Below are 20,719 nucleotides of genomic sequence, written 5' to 3' on the forward strand. Positions count from 1 at the left end.
TCCCCGCGACCCGATCGAGCACGACCCGCGTTCGCGTCGAACACGCCGTCTCCTGCGCGCGGGAAGCGCGTTCTGCGACGCGGCCACGCGTGGTCGCTGGCAGACGGCACGCCACTCGCGACCGTCACGTCCTACCGCCGCAGGTTGCCGCCAAGAAGTGCACGCTGCGCGTACTGTCGGCGGCACAGATGTAGGCGGTGGTTGACGGTGACGACACGCCAAAGTCGGGTCGGCACCTGTGGGGCTGGGATGATCGTGGCCATGTGGTGGGAGTCGCGGTGACGGCTACGTCGGACCGTGGAGCGGTGCCGGTACACGGCTCGCTGGCGGTCCATCCCGGTACGTTCGATCCGTTCACCCCGGGGCACCTCGACTTGGTGGCCCGTGCTCGGGTGATGTTTGACCAGATCATCGCGTTGGTGGCCGTGAACGCCGACAAGCAACCAACCGCTGAGGCCACGACCAGGGCCGTAAACGTGCGCGACGCTATGCCGGCAGCTTGGGGCAATGTCGAGGTGGACACCTGGACCGGCCTGACCGCCGCCTATTGCCTGCGCCGCCGCGCCACGGTCATCGTCCGGGGCGTGCGTACTGCCGCGGACCTTCGCTACGAGTACCAGCTCGCTGCGATGAACGAGCAGCTCGGCATTCAGACCGTCTGGTTGCCGTCCCGTCCGCAGCTGGCCGCCACGTCGTCAACGGTCGCACGCGCCTACCGCTCGGCACAGTCGGCCCGTCCGTCGCATAGCGCTGGGAAGTGACGCCCGATCGGCGGCAGAACAGTGAGCCTCGGTACATGGCGGCCGACTGATCCTGCTCTGCGAACTGGCGGTGTGGCTGGCGTCGAGGAAGTCCGCCGCTGTCAGGCGCGGGCGGCTGGTTCGGTGGGCTTGGTGGTGGGGCTGTCACTCGGTCCACCGTCGGCTGGCTCGGGCTGCGCTGCGTCGGCAGCGCGGGCGGGGGCTACCACCTGCAGTTGACGGACGTCTCGGCTCGCCAGCATGCCGAGGACGGCGAGCAGCACCAACGCTGCGAGAATCAGCAGTGTGTCGCGGGTGCCGATCGCCGCGGAGAGCGGCCCGACCGATACCTGGCCGAGCGGGATGGCGACCCAGGACCCCAGCATGTCGTATGAGTAGACGCGGGCCAGCCGATCGGCCGGGATGTGCTGCGCGATCGATGTGTCCCAGGCCACCGCGTACTGTTCCACGGCGATGCCGACCGTCGCCGAGGCCGCAACGAGTACGATCATGGTGGGCGCCAAGGCGAGCCCCAACAGTAGGAACGACTCGGCGAACATGCAGGCGACCCCGAGCAGCAGAAGTCGGCGTACCCGGATCCGCAGGGCGATCAGACCGCCCACCACCATTCCGGCGGCCTCCGCCGCCAGCACCACACCCCAGGCACTACGGCCAATCGTCTCGTCCGCGACGGCCGGACCGAGCACGTTCACGCCCCCGGCGAGCGCCGCGTTGAGGAGCATGAAGCCGAGCACCACCACCCAGACCCACGTTCGTCCAGTGAACTCGGTCCAGCCCTCCCGAAGGTCGGCGACTACGCTCCTGCGGGTACTTGTAACCGGCGGGGCGGCGATCCGGAGTCCAGCGAAGGCGGCAGCCGCAATGGCGAAGGTGAGCGCGTCGACGGCGAGTCCCCAGCCAGGCCCAACGGTGGCCACTAGGAGGCCACCGAGTGCAGCGCCGCCGATCATGCTCGCGTTGATGCCGAGCCGGATGATCGCGTTGGCCTGCTGGATCAGCTCCGACGGCACGGTCTGCGGTGTCGCGGCGGCCGAGGCTGGCTGGGCTAGGGCACTCACCATGCCGTTGGCCACGCCGAGCGCCAGTATCAGCGGGACCGTCGCAGTGCCGGTCAGCACCAGGGCGGCGACTGCGGCCTGTGTCAGGGTACCCAGTACGTTGGAGCCGACGAGCACCAGCCGGCGCGGGAGCCGGTCCGCCACTACGCCGCCGAAGAGCACGAACAGCACGGTTGCCAGCGATCGCGCGCCGACCACCAGGCCCAGGTCGCGCACCGAGCCGGTCAGATCGAGTACGGCAAAGGCGAGCGCGATGGGAGCAACGCCGTTACCCAGCATGTTGACCATCCGGCCAGCAGCCAGGTATCGGAACGCGCCATACCGCAGCGGAGCCAGCATCAGTCCTCCATCCGGAACAGGGCAACGATCAACATGGAGCAGACGCAGCTCGCCGAGGCGATCGGCACCCAGGCCACCCTCGTGGCTGGAGGTTCCATGCCCAGAAGGAAGGTGGTGGAAGGAACACCCGTAATGATCGGCTCTCAGTGCGGTTCGATCGAGCCATTCTCTTAAGAGCAGAAAGGCGATGCGGCAGACACGTTGGCAGCCAACTTCGGCGCACTCAACTCGGCAGATCCGGAAGCCGCAGGGCCTTCGGCACCTGCCCATGCGACGCGGTGGCCCCAGTGCGCCACATGCTCTGTCGAGCGATACGCCGAAGGAATCGCCGCCGTGGCCGCCAGCCCCAGGCAACCCGGACCACGCTGATATTCGGCGGTGCCAGCACCTTCCCGGGGAGCGCATCCAGGATGCGGGTTTGACCGCTTGGGTGGTGGTGTTGAGATCAATCCTCCGGCAACCTGTCCGCTGTGAAGGCCTTCGTGGGTGTGACGGACGAGAGGTGGTATCGCTTCCTGGCGGAGCGATCCGAGCTGAATGAGGTCAACTTCTGGCGGCCGTCCGGCGGTGGGTTCCGTGCTCTCATTCCGGGCGAACCGTTTCTTTTCAAGGCGCACTTCCCGCTGAACCGGGTGGTGGGCGGTGGGTTCTTCAGTGGCTTCACGCAGCTTCGGATCTCGGAGGCCTGGGAGCTTTTCGGCGAGGCCAACGGCGCTGCGAGCATCGACGAGATGCGCCTCAGCGTCGGGCGTTACCGTAAGCAGGCGATTGGCCCCGGCGAGGATCCGGTCATCGGCTGCATATTCGTCCGTGACGTCACCTTCTTCCACGCAACGTCGACCGTCGACCCGCCGCCACGATTCGCGTCGAACGTGGTGCAGGGCAAGACCTACGACCTGGCCGACGCTGATTCGGCGGCGTACTTCGATCTGCTGATCCGCCGGTTGATCGGGTTGACGGCGGAGGTGGACCTCGACGGGCCCTGGCACCGGCCTGGTCCTGTCTATGGCGATCCTCGCCTGGTGCCCCAGCGGCTCGGACAGCAGTCATTCAAGGCGGTCGTCCTGGGTGCCTACGGCCGGCGTTGCGCCATCACCGGCAACAAAGTTCGGCCTGTGTTGCAGGCCGCGCACATCCGGCCGCTTCCCAACGGCGGCGAGCATCGGTTGGACAATGGTCTGCTGCTCAAGTCCGACGTGCACATCCTCTTCGACCGGGGGTATCTGGGCGTCGATCCGAAGCATCGGCTGATGGTCAGTCCACGGCTTCGGACCGAGTTTGGCAACGGCGACCAGTTCTATGCCAGGGCGGGCGAACAGATAGCGCTCCCGGAGCGACGGGCTGATCGGCCGCGCGCTGAGTTTCTGGAATGGCACCTCGACACCGTCTACAAGGCTGCCTGATCACTACAGTTGGTGCTTCGTCACGCAGTCATGAACCGGCCCGTTTCCCCTATCTGATCGACCGGTGCTCGTCGGCCGCGCCACCAGGGATGTCGCCCTGCCTGAACTCGGCGAAGCATTCCCGGCGACTCCGGTGGCCGCGGTCTGGCACAGCGGCTGACGTCTGTCCGTCGCGGCCTCAACGTTGGCTCTGACGAAGGTTCCACCAGGGTCGGCGCGGCCGTGGGCTGACGGGAGCAGCCGTCGTGGTTTCCACCGGTGCGGTCCCGTTCAGGTTTGCCAGGGTCAGGTGCCGGCGTGGCCGTTGCGCCGCCCGGAGGTCGCTGAACCATCGCACGAAGGTGCCGATGAAGATGCCGTCCGGGTCGTTGATGATGTAGATGCCGGTCAGCTCGACGATGTCATCCCGGGCCTTCCCGTCGACGTGCTGGTGCATCTGCCAGATCAACCGACCACCGTACTTTCCGTCGGCGGCGTTCTGGACGAGGACAAAACAGGTCGGGTACTTGCCGAGCACCGCCTCCAGCACGGCTTCCTTTCCCTGCTGGCCGGCTTTGACGATTTCCCGATAGTGCGCCAGGTAGTTTTCGGCCACGAGCTCCGCGATCGATTCGTCGGGGTGGCGCTCCAGCCGGTCCATGTCGATGTGCGAAAGCTGCACGATGCGGTGGTACGTGACCTTTCCGAGCTTCCGATTGAGTGATTCGAGGTAGCGCAGGCTGTGATCTTTCACGTGAGCGTCGCCCGGCTGGATGCCGACCTCCACGAACGAGTTGACGGCGTAGATGCGGGAGTCGCCGTCCTCGTGTGCCGACTCGATGACCAGCCGCGCGGCCGCGTAGAGGGCACGCGCCTTCTCGTCCCGCTCCGGCGAGTGCTGGCCGGGATCCAGCGGGTAGTACTGGATGGAGAGGCCGGCGCGCCGTGTCAACTCCTCGACGCTGCCCCGTAGCGAGGCGAGGATGGCGATCGCCACGATGAGGATGAAGATGAGAACCATCGTGAGCCACGTCGTCTGAGTGGTGGCTTTGTCGGCGACGTTCTGACCCAGTTGTCCCACCAACGCCTGACCGAGCACCGCGAGCGTGAACGCGATCCCGGCGGTGAGTACGGCGACAAGTGGACTCCTTCGGAAGAACAGCCAGGTTCTACGCATTAGCCCACCCGTCCTGGAGTTGTTTTCTTGGGCGTGGCACCGAAGAGAGCCGCGCACCTTCGCAATTCGATGTTTGCATGCCGATCAAGGCGTCGAGAATGACAAAAATCCGACAGCCGAGCCGCTCGCTCCGCCTCAACTTCGCAGGTCGCCACCTGTGGCGGGGCGATTCTGTTGGGGTGCGATGTTCGGCGACTCGAACTGGCCCCGCTGCGGACGGCGGCGCTCGTCCAGCAGTTCGTCGATCCACCGGATGGCATCCCGCTGCCTGCTGAGCATGTGCTGGCGCGCGCTGGCCAGGTCCGGGTCGCCACCGGCCACCGCGAGGTGTTCATCCAGGATCACGACCCACCGGCGGCTGAGTTCTTCGGCGTACCGTGCCTGCTGCAAGTGCTCTTCGAGGCGGCATTCGAGTTTGATCAACCGATTGATCTGTGGCTGAATCGCCCGTCTGATCTGCTCGTCGAGCCGGACGGCGACGTCCGGTGCGCAGCTGACTTCGAGGTCGCCTCGCTGGTAGCACCAGGGGCCCTGCTCGGCGAGCGCCTGCTGCAGGTGCTTCTCCAGGTCCGCCGCGCGGTGTGGGGCCAACTCCCGGGCGGCGTCGGCGGCGAGCCGGGTCAGCCGCTGGACTGCCTGCGGCATGAAGTAGTCGGCGTACCAGCTCAGCACCTCGGAGCGCAGGCTGACCGTCGACGACCAGGCGAACGTCGCGCGGATGTGGAAGGAGTACACGTAACCCTGGGCGGGCACCACGATCTGCCAGGGCGCGCTGCGCTGCTCGATGAGCGGGCCGGACGGCGACGGGCCGGCCCCGGCCCCGACAGGCGCCTCGTCCTGGAGCGCGGCGACCAGCCGGTCCCAGGTTCGCGCCCACCAGCGCCACGCGCCGACACTCACGTCCCGGGTGATGGTCAGCCCACGGATGCCGCGCTGCCGCCACTGGTCCGCGGGCCTCGGCCTCCCGTCGGGAGCGTCCGTCATGGCACCCCTCCAGGGTCACGGATCCGCATTTCACGCTAACAACCGGTGACCGATTTGCCCGTAGCCACGCCGTCACCCGGCGGGGCCACCATCAAGGGTTCAGCCAGCATTGTGGAGCCGTTGAGGCGTCGAGGGGTGTTGCTGTCGGCCGACAGCGGTGAGACTGGTCCCGATCCGACAACGACACGGATCGATGGATCGGATGGTTTGGAGGCAGCCTGTGCCCACCCTCGTGTCCCCGCTGGCCACGCTCGGCGCGATCCGCCGGCGTACCACCACCCTCGCCCTGCTCCTCGCCATGGTCGCCGCCACGCTGGTCGGCCCGGCCGTGGTGACCCCTCGGTTGACCGACTCCGCGTCAGCGGCGGTCTACAACTCCTGCACCATCAGCCGCTGCGCGGACGCCCGCACCGCCCGCTCCGGATGGTCCGCCAAGGGCTTCCCGACCAGCCGTGCCTGGTATTCCTGGAGCGGCGGCAAATCCAACTTCGCCGGCGGCCGGTTCTACAACTACGAGGGTCAACTGCCCACCAACGCCACCTACTACGAGTACGACGTCTACCCGCGTACCCAGGGCGCCGCCCGGGACGCGTACCGGATCGTGGTGAACCGCAGCACCGGGGTCACCTGGTTCTCGCCCAACCACTACACCGACTTCTACCGGCTCTGACCAACGCCGGTGCCGACCGTCCCGACCGGCCGGCACCGGCGACCGGGCCAGATCAGGAGGTACGTGATGGTCGATCCGAGCGGTGGCGAGCCGCCCGAGTGGCTGACCGTGTGCCGAAACGGGACGCCGGAGGTGCCGGGCGCTGCGGTGCTGGCCGGAGCGGCGACCCGGACCCGACCGGCGCTCTTCGCGGTGTTGAGCGCGGTGCTGGCCCTGCCGGCCCACCTGGGAAGCACCTGGGACGCCCTCGCCGATGTGCTGCGCGACCGGCTGGACGCCGGCCCGCTCACCCTGCTGATCGACGACGCCGGCCAACTGCTCGCCGACGAGCCCGCCGGCCAGTACGCCCTCCTGCTCGCCGTGCTGGGCAACCTGGCCGCCACCGCCCCGCACCCGCTGCGCGTCGTCCTGCACGACGCCTCACCCTCCTGAGTGCTGCCGCCGCCGCGAACGGGGGACTCTCGCACGAGCCTCGCGCCGTCCCGCTCCCACGAGCCGCGATGGCGTCCGGCGCCGACCGGCCGACAGGATCGCTTCGTCGCCGACGTAGCCGGGACGCCGCCGGGGGGCTCCGCCAGCCGCGAGTCACTCGGTGCGGATGGCATCTCACGGAGCGTGACGGTGTGGGAGTGGGCATGCTCGTACGAGCGTGATGTCACACAGACATCTTGATGTCTGTGTGACATCACGCTCAACAGCGACACCGGCACCCCGCGCGTTGGCGGGGCCTGCGCGTTGGCCGGCCTGTGCGTTGGCTGGGCCTGTGCGTTGGCCGGGCCCACGCGTTGGCCGGGCCGCTGCGCGCGCAGCCCGGGCGTTGGCTGGGCCTGCGCTCGCGGTGACGCGCCCCGCCTCGCCGACACCCCGACCTGGCGCGGCAGGCATCGACCGGAGCCGCGTCGGGGGCAGGCTGCGTCGACCGGCGCCGCGTTGGGAGCAGGCTGCGCTGACCGGCGCCGCGTTGGGAGCAGGCTGCGCTGACCGGCGCCGCGTTGGGAGCACGCCACGTCGACCGGCGCCGCGTTGGGGGCCACGCCGCGCCGACCGGGCCGCGTGGGGGTGTGCTGCGTTGACCGTGCGCTGCGTCGGGGTGCGCTGCGCGGTGTGGCCGCGGTTGCCGCTTCGGTGGCCTGGGGGCGGGGCGCTATCGCTGTGCGGGTGCTCAGTTCCCGACAGTCGGGGCCTCCGGTGGGTGCGGTGACGGTGGCGGTGACGGTCGGGTGACGGCCCCTTCGCGATCCTCGTGCCGAGCCGGGCGGCGTGCCCCGGCGCGGGCAGCGGGGAGGCCGGTGCGGTGGACTTCGTCGACGGTGTGCTGGTGCGGCTGGCCGATCCGGGCACCCGCGCCGCCGTCTTCGACGACGACTCGCTGGCCCACCTGGTCGAGGCCGCGTACGACACCGAGGCGATGCCTGTCGCACCGCCGTACGCGGCGGTGTTCGACGAGCTGACCCTCGGCTTCGCCGCTGCGCCGGTGACCCTGGCAGAGGGGGAGTGGCTGGGCTCCGGCGGCACCACCCGTACCGAGCTGCGGGTCCGGCTGCACGGCCTCGGCGGGTCGGCGCTGCGCATCGACGCGCTGTGGCGGGGCAGCCTGGTGGTGCGTACCAGTGCGGCCCGGGACCGGGTCGAGGACCTCGACGTGGCGGTGCCCGCCTTCGACGTCGACCCGCAGATCGTCGCCGACCTGGGCGCGTTGCCGGCCGACCCGGCGGTGCTGGAGACCGAGCGCCGGACCCGGCTGGTGGCCCGGCTGCGGGCCGGCCTGCACCAGCCGGCCGCGTTCACCGACGCGCACCTGGACCGGCTGCTCGCCGGCGTCGGGGCCGCGACCGCCGGTGACCTGGTGGCCAGGATGCGCGGGCAGGTCGCCGGCGCCACTGTGAAGCTGCGCTACGCGGCCCCGCCAGCGGCACCACCCACCCCGCGTCCGCTGCCGTTCGCCGCCGCCGTGCTGATCCGCGACCGGGGCTTCTCCCTGGCCGACCTGCTCGTCGAGACGCGGCTCGTGCGGGCCCGCGCGGAGGAGTTGGGGCTGGACGTGCCGGCGCCGGACGACGTCCGGCGCCGACACCGGGTGGTCGCCGTCTGGGTGGTGCCCATCGAGACGTTCGACGACGACGGCTGGCCCGGCGGTGACACCGGCACCGACGCGCAGAAACGGGCCGCCCGGTTCGCGCGGGCCGGCCAGTGGCTCGCCCGCAGCGGCATCGGGCTCGCCGCCGTGACGACCTGAGACTCCCAGCCGCTGGCAGCCCGCAGCGGCCGGGAGTCGCCCACCGACCACAGCAGAAACTCCGTCCGGGAGGACCCGTGGCACCGACAGCAGCATTCCCGTTCATCGAGGTCCGGATCGTGCCGCCACCGGCGCCGCTGGCACAGCGCTCACCCGGCGTCATCGCCGTGGTCGGCAAGGCGCCGTCCACCGCCGACGGAGGCTCGGCACCGGCGAACACGCCGGTCCGGATCGAGACCCTCGACGACGCGGTCACCAACTTCGCCCGCCGGCAGGCCGGCAACGTGGTCCGCAACGCCCTCTACAACTCGCTGGAGTTGGCGTTCCTACAGGACCCGCGGCCGGCCAAGGTGTACGGGGTCAAGGTCGCCGGCGACGACTACGCCGCCGCGCTCGGCGCCCTGGAGGCCGCCGACGACGTGACAATGGTGTCGCTGGCCAACGAGACGAGCGTCGGCAACCCGGCCGGTGCGGGCGCACCGACCGGTCTGCACGCCCTCAAGGCGCACGTGGAGACGATGTCCGCGGCCGGCCAGCGGCGGATCGGCTTCGCCATGGTCAACCCGGCCACCGAGAAGGTGCCCACCTACGTCGCCGACATCACCGCCGCCGCGAACCCGCTCAAGAGCAGCACCAGCCGGATGCTGATGATCGCGGCTCGGGGCGCGGACGGCGACGCGGCCACCGCCGCGATGGCCGCCGTGGCCGGGCTGCCGGTGCACCACAGCATCGTGCTGAAGAAGATTCGCGGGGTGGCCATCCCGGTGGCCAAGCAGTACAGCCCGGCCGAGATCAAGGGTCTGTCCGAGGCGAACCTCACGCCGATCATCGACCCGACCCTGATCACCGGGGAGAGCCTGCACTTCGCCGACGGGAGGCTCTTCACCACCGACGCGAGCCTGCTGCACGTCGACCTGGTCCGCACCCTGGACCAGATCGAGTTCATGCTCCGCGCCGGCCTGATCGGCCTGGTCGGCGACGCCCGGATCACCAAGCCGGGCATGACCCTGCTGAAGACCCAGGTGGACGGCATCCTCGGCCCGCTGAAGCGACAGGCGGTGATCGACGACTACCGGATCGAGATCCCGGTGCTGGAGATCCTCAGCATCCCCGAGGTCGCCCGCACCGCCACCGACACCTCGATCGTCACCGCCGCCCGGGCCGACCGCACGGTCGACCTGGTCGTCACCGTCACGTACGGCCCGGCCGTGAGCCGCCTGCTGGTCACGCTCGTGGCCAAGTTCTGACCCGGAGGAACCAGACCATGGAGTGGAAGACCCGCCTCGCGGTGCAGTACACCAAGGGCACCGAGACGGTGCTGATCAGCCCGATCGACTCGTTCAGCCCGTCCTTCTCGCTCAACGTCGAGGCGCTGCACTCGTGCGAGGTGACCCACCTGGGAGTCATCCACGCGCCGGTGTCGATGAACTTCACGATGACCGTGAAGGCGATCGGGGATGTCGCCGGCCGGCTCACCAAACTGGCCCTCGACGGCGAGCTGTTCGACATCGCGCTGCTGGAGCACACCGGCGACGACTGGTCGTTCTCCTCCTTCGTGCTGCGGGACTGCCTGATCACCAGCGCGACACCGACCACCGCCACCATCTCCGGCGCACCGGCGGCGACGTTCAGCGGCTTCAGCCTGGCCGCCACCGTCGACCCGAAGACCGGCGACCAGTCCGTGCTGCCCTGACGCGCCGACGACAGCCCGCCCACGACAGCCCGCCCACGATCGACCGGAGGTAGCAGATGGCGACCGGTGCTGGCCGTGCCGCCCGGGTCACCCGTACCGGGCTGGCCCTGGTGCACGCGGGTGAGCTGGTGCTGCCGGCGGCCGGCAGCGAGGCCGAGGCCGAGCAGGTGGCCGAGGATGACCGCGCGGTCATCGCGTACCACTTCCCGGTGGAGATCGAGGTGGTCGCGGCCGGCGGCGCGGTCGACGCCGACGCCCTCGCCGACCTCGCGCTGGCCCGGTTCGCCGAGCACCTGGACGGGTGGGCCTGACGGTGGCCATCTCGGTGCACGTGCCGGTGCGGATCCGGCTGGACGCCCACTCGGTGACCGAGCGGCCGGAGGCGGTGACCGGCGCGCTCGGCGCGGCCCTGGCCCGCGCCCTGGAACGCTCCCGCCGCGAGGTGGTCGCGCCACGCGGCGGCTACCTGGAGGTACGCCCCAACGCGCCGGAGTTCCGCTGGACCGGCGCGGGCCGCGAGCGGGTGTCCCCGGACGACCGGCGGGCCTTCGAGGCCCGGCTGCGCCGGCGCATCGACGAGGTGGTGGCCGCCGCCCGGCTGGACCCGGGGCTGCCCGCCGGGGTGGCCGCGCCGCTGAGCCGGCCGCCGGCCGAGCTGTTCAACCCGCAGCGGATGCGCCACCTGCTGGCCGTCTATCGTGTGCCGTCCTACGACGACGGTGGCGACGCCGCCGAGGTGCCGGTCGACGGCGACGAACCACCGCCGATGCGCTACGACTGGCAGCTGCTCCCGGTCACCGACCTGGTCGGTCACTTCGCCGAACTGGCCCGCGAGGCGGTCCGACAGCACGGTGCCCCGCCGTCGGGCGCCCCACACGGCGTCATCGCCCGCGTCACCAGCCCGGAGGGACGGCAGGTGTGGCTGGTCATGGTCACCACCACGCCGCTGTCGTACTTGACCTTCGACCGGTTCGGCGAGACGGTCTTCCGGGCCACCCCGCAACCGCACTTCGAGATCGAGGCGCGTACGCCCAGCCCGCAGCCGGGCACGGTGGACCGTCGACCCGTCGCCGACCGGGCCGCGCTGGTGGCCATGGTGGACGAGGAGATCGGCGCCGACATCCGGACCCGTTTGCGCACCGCGCAGCCGCGTGGTGAGACCACCACCGCCGAGGAGTACGCGGCGCAGATCGAGCGGGCCGTCGAGGCGGAGGTGAACCGGCGCGTCGAAGGGATCCTCGGTTCGCTGGGCGGTGCGACACCGACCAGCCTGATCATCGTCCAGGTGGGTGGCACGTCGCTGCTGCTGGTCGGCACCGAGGCCACCGATGCGACGCTGCACTGGACCGGGCGGGCCAACCTGCTGCCGATCAGCGTCGAGCAGCACCCCACGACGCCGGTCGACCCCAACGCGCCACCCGGTGGCGGCACCAGCACCGGGGCGGGCGGCGGCACTGGCTCTGATGGCGGCGGTGGCACGGGTGACGGAGGCGGTGGCACCGGGGCGGGCGATGGTACGGACGCCGGGGGAGGGTCCGGTGCCGGAGCCGGCGGTACGCCACGGGGCGGGTTCGTCTTCGACCCGAGCGTCCCGAGCGCGCCACCCGGCGCCGGGGCGAGCCGGTTTCCGCTGGTCACCGGCGAACGGGCGGAGATCCCGGCGTGCGGGTCGCTCAACGGCGAACCCGACCTGGACGCGTTGGGCGCGGACGCCGACGATCTGCGTCGCCTGATGGACGACATCGCGTTCCGCCTGCAGATGAACCAACCGTGCCGCTACCCGGCGACCTTCTGCCTACAGGCCGCCGCGGTGCTGCGCGCCCGGGCCGCCGCGATCGGCGTACTCGTTGGCACGGCGGAACGGGAGGCGTTCAGTCGGCCCGTTCCGGAGGGCACCGGTCGGCTCGGGCCGCTGGACTTCCGGCCGGTCGCCTCGCCCGCCATCCAGTTCCTGCGTCACCTCGCCGGGGTGGTTCCCCGGCTGGACCACCTCGCCCAGCGGATCATGGCCGTCTATCGCAAGCCGGAGCACTGGGCCCGGATCCGCAGCGCCTCGTTCGAGCACCCGGCCGCCTGGAACCTGCACTTCCTGCACAGGTTCACCCCGGCCGTGAAGGACGCCGTCGGGACGATCTTCGTGATCGGCAACAAGGCCATGCTGGTGCAGTTGCTGCTCACCTCCCGGCAGGGCATCCAGGCTCGGATCACCAACTTCCCGGCGTACGCGCCGATCTTCGAGCGGCTGATCGTCTCCCAGCTCACCGACTACGTCGAGTTGCAGGGACTGCGGGACCGGCTGCGTCGGCACGAGGCGGCCCGGACCCTCCTGACCTACACCAGCACCGGGGGAGAGGCACTCGCCACAGCCAGCCTGGTGAACCCCTCCACGGCCTGGTACGGCGCGGCGCACTCGCTCGCCGGCGCGTTCCTCGCCGCCGAGGCCGCCTTCACCAGCGCCGGGGCGGCCGGCGAGATCGTCGAGCGGGACGGGGTGACCCGCATCCGGGACTCCCACGGCGTGCTCTGGACCGTCGCCGACATCGAACAGGCGATGGTCATCCAGCGCGGCGAGGCCGAGGGCATCGACCCGCTGGTCAAGCAGATCGCCGACCTGCCCGACGTGCTGGCCCGCTTCGCCGGTGACCGCAGCGCCATCCGCGACGAGCTGTGGCGGGTGCTGCAGGACATGCGGCGCAACAACGCCGAGATGCTCGACCGCGCCCGGGAAGACGCCGGGTTCGCGTTCCGGTCCAGCCGGATCAGCGAACACATCCCGTCGGCCACCATCCCCGGCGGCCGGTACGCACTGCAGGGCATCCACCTCGTCACCCACCAGCAGCTCGGCGAGTTCTTCGGCGGCAGCAGTTACTACACCCTCGGCGTCGATGACCTGTTCAGCGGTGAACTCGGCCGGCAGGCGCTGTCGACGTTCGCGCTGACCGTCGGCATCATCGCCCTGTCGGTGCTCTGCCCACCGCTGGGTTTCGTCGTCGGGGTGGCCGTCGCCGTGGGCGACGTGATCCACGCCCACCGGCGCGAGCGGCTCTACGGGGCGTTGATAGACCCGGAGCTGGTGCTGACCCGCGCCGAGGTGGAGGTGGAACTCTTCGCCGCGTACCTCGGGCTGGGACTGTCCCTGATCCCGGAGGTCGGCACCATCGGCGGCGCGGTCGTGCGCGGTGGCCGGGTCGCCCTGCGGTACGGGCTGCGCGCCGGGCTGCGGGCCGGTGGCCGGTACGTGGCGCGCCGGGTCGCCCGCCAGGTCATCGAGGCGGCCTCCCGGGACCTGCTGCAGGCGTTCATCACCGAGATCCTGCTCAACGAGGTGCTGGAACGCGTCGTGCAGAAGCTGATGGAGCCGGTGCTGGCGTACGTGGAGCGGGAGGCGATGCTGCGCAGCGCGGTCGGCGGCCCGGAGGGCGCCCGGTTCATCCTCATGGTGCTCGACTCCCAACCCGCCGCCGCCGGTCCGCGCGTCCCGGTGGTGCGGCCGTGACCCCGCCCCGCCGGTTCCGCGCCGGCCGCTTCCTGGACGCCGCGGCGGTGCACGCCGCCGCCGACGCCAACCCGCGGTTGCGCCGGTTCATGCGAACGGTGGCCGGGCACAGCGAGGCCGGCGAGGTGCGTTCTCGCCGGCTGCTGGAGCACCTCATCCGCCGCATCGTCGACGATGTCGGCGACCTGCACCTGGGCAACGCGGTGAGCCGGCTGGAGCGGATCGCCGTGCTGCGGGAGAACATCGCCGCGATCCTCGACCACGTGCTCGACGGCGGCACCCTGCCCGAGGGGGTCCGGGTGGAGACCCTCGGCGAGTACTTCGACCAGCTCAGCACCGAGATGCGCGAGCTGAGCCGACCCCGCGACGGCATCGTCGGGGACGCACCGCTGCGGCTGGCCGACGACGCCGCCGCGTACGCCGAGTCGTTGCTGCGGGAGTTCGAGGCCGGCGGCGGCGCGGGCGGCCGGCACGCCGAGCCGGCCGCCGTGGTCGGTGACGCGTTCCGTGCCATGCCGGCGGACCGGCAGGCCGCGCTGCGCCGCGCCGCCGAGCTGGAGCCGCAGGCGCTGTGGCGGGCGGTGGCCGCCGAATCCGAGAGCGGCAAGCGGGCCGCCGTCGCGGACCTGGAGACCCGGCTCGGCGGCCGGCTCACCCCCGACGAGTTGGCCCGGCTGCGTACCGCCGTCGACGACCTCGGTCGGGCCCGCTCGCGCGGCCTGCAGATGAGCGAGGCCCGCCTCGCCGAGATCCTGGCGCGGATCGCCGACCCGGACCTGCGGGCGGTGGTGGCCGGCGGCGACGCGTGGCTCACCCAGCAGCTCGCCGCGCACAACCCGGAGGCCCTGGCCACCCTGTGGCAACGCTTCCGGGACCGGGGCGGACGCGCCGACGACGGCCCCGGCTTCCGCGCCTACCTGCGCCACGACATGGTCACCTACGGCCGGGGCGTGCTCGGCGAGTACAGCGCGGCGTTCTCGCTGAGCAGCATCGAGCTGTTCCTCAAAGGGCCGGACGCCAACGTCAAGGTCGCCGGCACCGACCTCGTCGGCATCGGCCACGACGGCTGGGTGTGGCTGATCGACGACAAGTCGCACCGGGCCGCCAGCGTCAGCGGAGTCAGCGCGCTCACCGAGAACCTGGCCACCAACCTGCGTCGCGACGCCGCCGACTTCCGCGACGCCATCACGCGGCTGCAACGCGACGACCCCGGCTTCACCCCGGACCCGCGGATCCTCGACGCGATCTCCCGGATGGAGGACGCCGCCACCGAGATCGACCGGATCAACCGGCGCGGCTCCGCGTCCACCCGGCCCGCGCGGATCAGCGCGGCAATGGCGGAGCGCCGGCTGCGGCTGCGGGTCACCAGCGCAGCCGGCGAGGTCCGCGAGATCACCCAGGCGCTGCGCGACCTGGGCCTGGCCGTCGAACCCACCGGTACGCCGGTGCCGCTGCCACCCACCGGAGGGCGCTGAGCATGGCCATCACCAGCAGCTTCATGCGGTACGGCACGGTCCCGTCGGCGATCATCAGCGACGGGGTGCTGCCGATCCCGCTGTGGGCGGTCACCGCGATATCCCTCGCGCAGACGTACCACCTGCCGCCGATCGGCTCCACCGCGCACAAGGCCATCGTGGCCACCCACGATGACACCATCACGCTGACCGGGGTGCTCGTCGGCGCGGAACGCTACGCCTGGAAGTTCGCGCTGGAGACGATGGCCGAGGCGAGCAAACGCGGCACCGCGCTTGCCGCGTACTCCGGTGGGAAGTTCGGCGGGCTGATCCTCGTCACGTCGATGACCATCCGCACCGACATGCAGGTGCAGTCGCTGACCTTCAACGCCTCGGCCGCCCGCCGGGACGTCCTGGACACCACCATCACCCTCGTCCACGTGCCCCGTCCCAGCCTGCTCGGCAAGCTGCTCGACGTGGCCAGCATCGGAGTCGGCGCGCTCGCCGACGGGTTGGGCAACTGATGCCACCGTTCCCGATCGACCGCTACCTGCTGCCGGAGACCCCCATCGAGGTGCCCGACGGGTTCACCGAGGTCCGGCAGAGCCTCACCGCCGGCCTGCCGCACCGCGTCGAACTCGGCGCGGGCGTGCACGCGGTGCTGATCCTGCCCACCGGCCTGGCCCGGCAGTGGCTCGACACCGACCCCCTGGCGGTGGTCACCAGTTCCGCCGACGACCTGGCGCCCCGGCCCGCACCGCCGGCCACACCCCGGGCCCCGGCGCTGGTCGGCCGGGTGCCGCTGCGGCTGGTCGTCCGCCAGGGCACCCGGATCCTCGGCTCGGTGCCGGTCGCCGCCGGCCTGCGCCGGGTCTGCCCCGACGCCGGCACGCCCGCTGACACCGCCGGGTCCGCCCCGGTCGCCGTCGAGGTGGTGGTGCTCGGCTGGCTGCTGCACGCCGGGACGGTACGCGGCTCCGGCGACTACGGCTCGTCGCTGACGCTGGCGTGGCGTCGGGCCGACCGGGCGGTGGACCAGTTCGGGCCGCCCCCGATCAACGAGTTCGTCTGGCGTCGCCGCCCACCCGCGCAGCGCGTCGAATCCGAGCTGGGCCCCGGCAAGCTGCGCTACCGCTACCTGCTCGACAAGAAGCTGCGGAGGGTTCTGCGATGACGCTCACGCCGTTCCAGACCGGTCAGGTGCGCCAGGGCGCGGTGGGCAACGACGCCGGCTGGACCCTGACCTTCCACCGGGAAACCCCGACCGGCCTCAGCCCTGACACCGCGCTCACCCTCTCCAGCGCGGACTACTACGCGGCCATCGACGCCGCGCTGCCCGACGGGCTCGGCCCCGGCGCGTACACGATCACTGTGCAGGGGCTGATCGACGAACACTTCGCCGCGCTGCGCACCGCCGAGGGGCAGCCGCCGCTGGTGGCGAAACTGCACCTGTACTGGCGGGACGCCAACACCTCCGTCGGCGCGTTCTTCACCAACCTGGTCGGCGTCAACGCCGGCCCGTCGCCGGCCGAGCTGACCCAGGCGCTGGTCGCCGTGCTGCGGGTGACCAAGGTGCGCCGGCTCACCGGCGAGCGGACGTATGACACCGAGCTGACCCTCGTCGAACAGGCGTACGCCCGGCTCGGGCAGCGGGTCGCCGAGCGGTTCGAGGCGGCGAACTTCACCGCCGCCATTCGCGCCGTCGCCGAGCGGACCCGGGTCGACGTGACCGGCTGGGGCGCCAACCCGGACGGCACGATGACCCGGGGTGCCAGTGAGGCGGCCGGCGACGAGCGGGTCACCTTCGGCGCCGGGCTGCTCTACCGTGCAGCGCTGGAGCGCATCGGTGGCGCGTTGCAGCAGTCGCTCAACGCGTACGGGCGGGGGATGCTGCTGATCCGCGACGGCACCGTGCACGTCGGCAAGCGGCCGATCCCGTACCCGGAGGGGGAGCCGAAGCCGCTCACCCTCGCCACCGGCCTGCTGGAGTGCACCGAGAGCGGCGGCCAGGACACCGACCCGTACGCGGCCACCGAGGCGGGTGGGACCGCGCCGCCGCGCCGTCGGGCGTGGACGCTGACCCTCAAGGGCCGCCCCGATCTGAAACCCGGTGACGTGGTGCTCTTCGACCCGCCGGCCGTGGACGAGGCCACCACGCTGGGCAGCGTCGGCGCGGCGCTGCTCGGCTCGTTCGCCGCCCCGTTCGCCCCGTCGACCGGGGAGTTGGGGGCCGGGGCGAAGCTGCTCTACCTCAGCGCGGCCCGGCACACGCTGTCGCGTACCGCCGGGTTCGTCACTGTCGTGCAGGGCGTGGAGGTCGCCTCGCCCGCGCAGGCCTGGGACAGCTGGAGTGACGCCTCCGGCGTGGGCGCCACCGAGCCGGCCGGCCCGGCGTCCTCGCCCGGGGTGGCCGCCGCCGAGGCCGTGCGCCGTGCCGTCCGCGCGGCCCGGGGCGAGACGCGTGGCCTGGAGATCGGCGAGGTCCGGGCGGCGGCCACCAACGCCAGCGGCGCGGTCGAGCCGCCGGCGCAGACCGAGACGGTGTGGGAGGGGCTGGCCCGCCCGGACGGCCGACCCAACGGCGCTCGCCGGCTGCCGGTACGCCGGGAGCAGCCCGCGCCGCTGCCCGGGGTGACCTACCTGACCCCGTTCGCGTGGGGTGGGTGCGGGCTGATCCTGCCCCGCTACCCGGGGACGCGGGTGGCGCTGGCCTACCGCAACGGCGCCCCGGACGACCCGGTGGAGGTGGGCGCGCTCTGGCCCACCGGGCACGCCCCGGTGTCCGAGCCGGGGGACTGGTGGTTGTCACTGCCGGTCGGGGTCGCCACCAACAGCCGCTCGTCCATCGGCGACACGGTGGTGCCCGCCGACCACGCCGGCAAGGTGACGCACGACCTCACCGACGGCGACGGCAACCGGGTCATCGAGTTGGGGGAGCTGACGGTACGGGTGGGCCGGGATCAGCTGCACGGTCGGGGTCAGCGCCCGGCACGCGCCGGGGTGGCCGACAGCATAACCATCGAGCACGCCGCCGGTGGGTCGTCGATCGTCATGAAGCAGGACGGCTCGATCACCATCACCGCCAAGCGGATCGACCTGGACGCGGGCAACGGCGCGGTGAACATCAGCGGCGGCACCGTCAACATCGCCGCCGACGACGTCGACGTCCAGGTCAGCAACGCGATGAACGTCCACTGAGGAGAACGACATGGCATTCGTGCTCACCACGTCGAGTGACGTGCACTGCCCCACCCAGGGGAAGGTCTCCCCGGCCGGGCAGGCGAAGCTGATCGTGGCCGATGCCGAGGTGACCCGACTCGACGGCATCACGGGGAAGTCGGTGACCGGCTGCACGATCACCGACAGCAACTCCACCATGCAATGCAAGAGCGTCGTCTCGGCGACCGGCGCCGCCGGAAAGCTGCTCGTCGGCAACGTCGGTGTGGCGCTCGACACCCTCAGCGGCGCCACCAACGGCAGCACACCCGCCCTCTCGGCCAGCGCCGGGCAGAGCAAGCTGAAGGCGGTCTGAGATGGACCGGACCGAGCGGGAACGGCAGGCCGCCCAGCGCCGGTACCTCGGCTGGGGCCTCGCCTTCGAACCCACCATGCCCGGCGTGGACCTGGCCCGCGACGTCGTCTTCGACGACGGCCCGAACGGCCGAGTGCTGGCCCTTGTCGCCGGCACCCAGAACGTGGCGCAGAGCCTCGCCGTGGCGCTGACCACGCTGCGCGGCTCGAACGTCTTCGACGCCACCTTCGGCTTCGACGGGCTCAACGCCCTCGCCGAGCAGATCGAGCCGAACCTGATCCGCGAGCAGGTACGCATCGGCATCATCACGCTGCTCGACCGCGATCCCCGGGTTCGCAAGATCGTCGACGTGAACCTCGACGACGGACGGCTCGGCGCGAACGGCACCGACGACGCGGCCCGCGCCGCACTGCGTGCCTCGCGCACCCTGCAGGTGCAGGTCCAGTTCGAAACCATCACCGACGACCGACTCTCGGTGCATCTCGGGGAGCTACCAAGTGTCTGATCCCACCCTGCCGGCCGAGCTGGCCGACGTCCTCGCCGTCGACGCCGCCGCGCTGCGGGCCACCGGCTCGACCGGCTTCGGCATCGTCGAGACCGGCTTCGTGCCCAAGTCCTTCGCCCGGCTGCTCGCCGAGAAGCTCGCCACCGCCCGGCTGCTCTTCGGCGACGACGTCGACCTGACCAGCGGGGCCGTCCTGCGCAAGGTCCTCGAACTGGCCGCCCTGGAGGACGCCCGACTGTGGGCGGCGCTCGGCGCGGTCTACGACAACTCGTACGTCGTCTCGGCCACCGCCGACGCGTTGACCCGCCTCGGCGAGGAACTCGGCATCCCCCGGCCATACCTGCCGGCCCGGGGCACGGTGAAGCTGAAGCTCAAGGCCGCGCTGCCGACCGGCCGCACCCAGCTCACGCTGCCCCGGGGCGCACGGCTCTCCACCCCCGGCGGGCACCACGTCGCGCTGGACGAGACGGTGGTGCTCACCGCCGCCGTCGGTGAACGGACGCCGGCCGTCGCGGCCTTCTATCCCGGCCCGGCGCACAACCTGGACCCCGCCCAGGCCAGCCAGAAGATCGACCGGTGGAACCGGGCCGACACCCTGCTGGCCGACCTGGACGACGCCGAGCAGGCCGCCGGCAAGGAGCTGGTGGAGATCACCCACACCATCGCGCTGACCGGCGGCGAGCAGCAGGTCTCCGACGCCCGCTACCGACAACTGCTGCTGGCCGCGCCCCGCTCCATCTGGACGGCCGAGGCGATCGGCCTGGCCGTGGCCACCGTCCCCGGCGTACGCCAGGTGCAGGTCTTCGACGGCCGGGGCGGGCTGGACCTCAACCAGTCCATCTTCGGCAACTTCAACTTCATCGAGCGGGTCTTCAGCACCGAACGTGACCTGGGTAACCCGTACTACGTCACGGTGCTCGTCGCGCCGACCGCCGCGGCCATCTGGGACGGCCCCGACGGGCTGCACGCCGCCGTCGAGTCGGTCATCGAGGACCTGCGCCCGGTGGGCATCTTCGCCTCGGTGGACCGGGCCGACGAGGTCGGCATCGGTGTCGAGGCCGACCTGGTGATCCGTGGCCTGCCGCTGCCCACCGGCTCCACGGAGACGGTGAACGCCTCCACGGCCGCCGCCGAGCTGCGCGCCCGACTGCACGCCCGGCTCCGCCGCTACGTCGACGAGCTGCCCTTCGGCGAGCCGGTCCGGGCGGCCGAGGTGATCTGGACGCTGATGAACGAGCCAGGTGTCGCCGACGTCCGCTCGCTGCGGCTGGTCCGTTTCCCGGCCGACTCAGCCGTGGTGGTGACCGGCAGCGCGCCGACCGGCGACGGGGTGCAGCGGCTGCCCGTCGGCGACAACGCGGTGCTCGCCGCCAACCAGGTGCCCGTCTACGTCGACCGGGACGATCCCCGGCCGTTCCGGATCGTCTGAGCG

Annotated in this window: 19 protein-coding genes; 16 read left to right on the plus strand and 3 right to left on the minus strand. The window is 71.5% G+C overall.

Features of this window, described 5'->3' with window-relative positions:
- Positions 1–197 precede the first annotated feature (197 nt).
- A complete protein-coding gene (gene coaD / locus ABZ780_RS04055) occupies positions 198–761 on the plus strand; it encodes a pantetheine-phosphate adenylyltransferase (RefSeq protein WP_357483978.1) in 564 nt (187 codons plus the stop codon).
- A gap of 101 nt (positions 762–862) precedes the next feature.
- On the opposite strand, the gene ABZ780_RS04060 is transcribed toward coaD, so the two are convergent.
- The gene (locus ABZ780_RS04060; protein WP_357483980.1) at positions 863–2,158 is read right to left on the minus strand and encodes an MFS transporter; all 1,296 of its coding nucleotides are present in this window, start codon (positions 2,156–2,158) and stop codon (positions 863–865) included.
- A gap of 470 nt (positions 2,159–2,628) precedes the next feature.
- Here ABZ780_RS04060 and ABZ780_RS04065 point away from each other — a divergent pair, with 470 nt between their 5' ends.
- Positions 2,629–3,561 (plus strand): HNH endonuclease, encoded by a 933-nt coding sequence (locus ABZ780_RS04065; protein ID WP_357483983.1) that lies wholly within the window; start codon positions 2,629–2,631, stop codon positions 3,559–3,561.
- A gap of 178 nt (positions 3,562–3,739) precedes the next feature.
- Here ABZ780_RS04065 and ABZ780_RS04070 read toward each other — a convergent pair whose 3' ends face one another.
- Together ABZ780_RS04070 and ABZ780_RS04075 are read right to left on the minus strand one after the other, a co-directional pair.
- Positions 3,740–4,774 carry a hypothetical protein gene (locus ABZ780_RS04070; protein ID WP_357483986.1) on the minus strand — a complete coding sequence of 345 codons (1,035 nt, stop codon included), beginning with the start codon at positions 4,772–4,774 and terminating at the stop codon, positions 3,740–3,742.
- 78 nt (positions 4,775–4,852) lie between these two features.
- Entirely contained in the window at positions 4,853–5,701 is an 849-nt protein-coding gene (locus ABZ780_RS04075) for a hypothetical protein (protein WP_357483989.1), read from the minus strand.
- Between the two features lie 220 nt (positions 5,702–5,921).
- Here ABZ780_RS04075 and ABZ780_RS04080 point away from each other — a divergent pair, with 220 nt between their 5' ends.
- From ABZ780_RS04080 to ABZ780_RS04145, 14 genes are all read left to right on the plus strand, one after another.
- Positions 5,922–6,371, plus strand: coding sequence for a ribonuclease domain-containing protein (locus tag ABZ780_RS04080; RefSeq protein WP_357483991.1), 450 nt, complete (start codon positions 5,922–5,924; stop codon positions 6,369–6,371).
- A gap of 66 nt (positions 6,372–6,437) precedes the next feature.
- Positions 6,438–6,803: a barstar family protein gene (locus ABZ780_RS04085; protein ID WP_357483994.1), complete on the plus strand. Its 366-nt coding sequence runs from the start codon at positions 6,438–6,440 to the stop codon at positions 6,801–6,803.
- A gap of 862 nt (positions 6,804–7,665) precedes the next feature.
- Positions 7,666–8,607, plus strand: a complete 942-nt coding sequence (locus tag ABZ780_RS04090; RefSeq protein WP_357000468.1) for a hypothetical protein — start codon at positions 7,666–7,668, stop codon at positions 8,605–8,607.
- Between the two features lie 77 nt (positions 8,608–8,684).
- The gene (locus ABZ780_RS04095; RefSeq protein ID WP_357483997.1) at positions 8,685–9,854 is read left to right on the plus strand and encodes a hypothetical protein; all 1,170 of its coding nucleotides are present in this window, start codon (positions 8,685–8,687) and stop codon (positions 9,852–9,854) included.
- A gap of 17 nt (positions 9,855–9,871) precedes the next feature.
- On the plus strand, positions 9,872–10,300 hold the full coding sequence (locus ABZ780_RS04100; RefSeq protein ID WP_334501355.1) for a hypothetical protein: 429 nt from the start codon (positions 9,872–9,874) through the stop codon (positions 10,298–10,300).
- Between the two features lie 56 nt (positions 10,301–10,356).
- Positions 10,357–10,611 carry a hypothetical protein gene (locus tag ABZ780_RS04105; protein ID WP_357000474.1) on the plus strand — a complete coding sequence of 85 codons (255 nt, stop codon included), beginning with the start codon at positions 10,357–10,359 and terminating at the stop codon, positions 10,609–10,611.
- On the plus strand, positions 10,602–13,796 hold the full coding sequence (locus ABZ780_RS04110) for a hypothetical protein (RefSeq protein ID WP_357484001.1): 3,195 nt from the start codon (positions 10,602–10,604) through the stop codon (positions 13,794–13,796). Before ABZ780_RS04105 ends, ABZ780_RS04110 begins: the two co-directional genes overlap by 10 nt.
- Positions 13,793–15,271, plus strand: a complete 1,479-nt coding sequence (locus ABZ780_RS04115) for a hypothetical protein (RefSeq protein ID WP_357000480.1) — start codon at positions 13,793–13,795, stop codon at positions 15,269–15,271. The genes ABZ780_RS04110 and ABZ780_RS04115 overlap by 4 nt, the downstream gene beginning before the upstream one ends.
- A gap of 2 nt (positions 15,272–15,273) precedes the next feature.
- Positions 15,274–15,774 carry a hypothetical protein gene (locus tag ABZ780_RS04120; RefSeq protein WP_053659787.1) on the plus strand — a complete coding sequence of 167 codons (501 nt, stop codon included), beginning with the start codon at positions 15,274–15,276 and terminating at the stop codon, positions 15,772–15,774.
- Positions 15,774–16,424, plus strand: coding sequence for a hypothetical protein (locus tag ABZ780_RS04125; RefSeq protein WP_357484003.1), 651 nt, complete (start codon positions 15,774–15,776; stop codon positions 16,422–16,424). The genes ABZ780_RS04120 and ABZ780_RS04125 overlap by 1 nt, the downstream gene beginning before the upstream one ends.
- Positions 16,421–18,448: a hypothetical protein gene (locus tag ABZ780_RS04130; protein WP_357484006.1), complete on the plus strand. Its 2,028-nt coding sequence runs from the start codon at positions 16,421–16,423 to the stop codon at positions 18,446–18,448. The genes ABZ780_RS04125 and ABZ780_RS04130 overlap by 4 nt, the downstream gene beginning before the upstream one ends.
- A 10-nt stretch (positions 18,449–18,458) precedes the next feature.
- The gene (locus ABZ780_RS04135; RefSeq protein WP_357000488.1) at positions 18,459–18,782 is read left to right on the plus strand and encodes a hypothetical protein; all 324 of its coding nucleotides are present in this window, start codon (positions 18,459–18,461) and stop codon (positions 18,780–18,782) included.
- A gap of 1 nt (position 18,783) precedes the next feature.
- Entirely contained in the window at positions 18,784–19,287 is a 504-nt protein-coding gene (locus tag ABZ780_RS04140) for a hypothetical protein (protein ID WP_357000491.1), read from the plus strand.
- Positions 19,280–20,716: a baseplate J/gp47 family protein gene (locus ABZ780_RS04145; protein ID WP_357000494.1), complete on the plus strand. Its 1,437-nt coding sequence runs from the start codon at positions 19,280–19,282 to the stop codon at positions 20,714–20,716. Before ABZ780_RS04140 ends, ABZ780_RS04145 begins: the two co-directional genes overlap by 8 nt.
- Positions 20,717–20,719: the final 3 nt, after the last annotated feature.

Source organism: Micromonospora sp. NPDC047467, from assembly GCF_040643095.1.
Taxonomy (GTDB): Bacteria; Actinomycetota; Actinomycetes; order Mycobacteriales; family Micromonosporaceae; genus Micromonospora.

Excerpts from the sequence above, each read along its gene's own strand:
- ABZ780_RS04085 (WP_357483994.1), top strand. The coding sequence starts at position 6,438 with ATGGTCGATCCGAGCGGTGGCGAGCCGCCCGAGTGGCTGACCGTGTGC.
- ABZ780_RS04100 (WP_334501355.1), top strand. The coding sequence starts at position 9,872 with ATGGAGTGGAAGACCCGCCTCGCGGTGCAGTACACCAAGGGCACCGAG.
- ABZ780_RS04125 (WP_357484003.1), top strand. The coding sequence starts at position 15,774 with ATGCCACCGTTCCCGATCGACCGCTACCTGCTGCCGGAGACCCCCATC.
- ABZ780_RS04105 (WP_357000474.1), top strand. The coding sequence starts at position 10,357 with ATGGCGACCGGTGCTGGCCGTGCCGCCCGGGTCACCCGTACCGGGCTG.
- ABZ780_RS04130 (WP_357484006.1), top strand. The coding sequence starts at position 16,421 with ATGACGCTCACGCCGTTCCAGACCGGTCAGGTGCGCCAGGGCGCGGTG.
- ABZ780_RS04060 (WP_357483980.1), bottom strand. The coding sequence starts at position 2,158 with ATGCTGGCTCCGCTGCGGTATGGCGCGTTCCGATACCTGGCTGCTGGC.
- ABZ780_RS04120 (WP_053659787.1), top strand. The coding sequence starts at position 15,274 with ATGGCCATCACCAGCAGCTTCATGCGGTACGGCACGGTCCCGTCGGCG.
- ABZ780_RS04075 (WP_357483989.1), bottom strand. The coding sequence starts at position 5,701 with ATGACGGACGCTCCCGACGGGAGGCCGAGGCCCGCGGACCAGTGGCGG.
- ABZ780_RS04135 (WP_357000488.1), top strand. The coding sequence starts at position 18,459 with ATGGCATTCGTGCTCACCACGTCGAGTGACGTGCACTGCCCCACCCAG.
- ABZ780_RS04140 (WP_357000491.1), top strand. The coding sequence starts at position 18,784 with ATGGACCGGACCGAGCGGGAACGGCAGGCCGCCCAGCGCCGGTACCTC.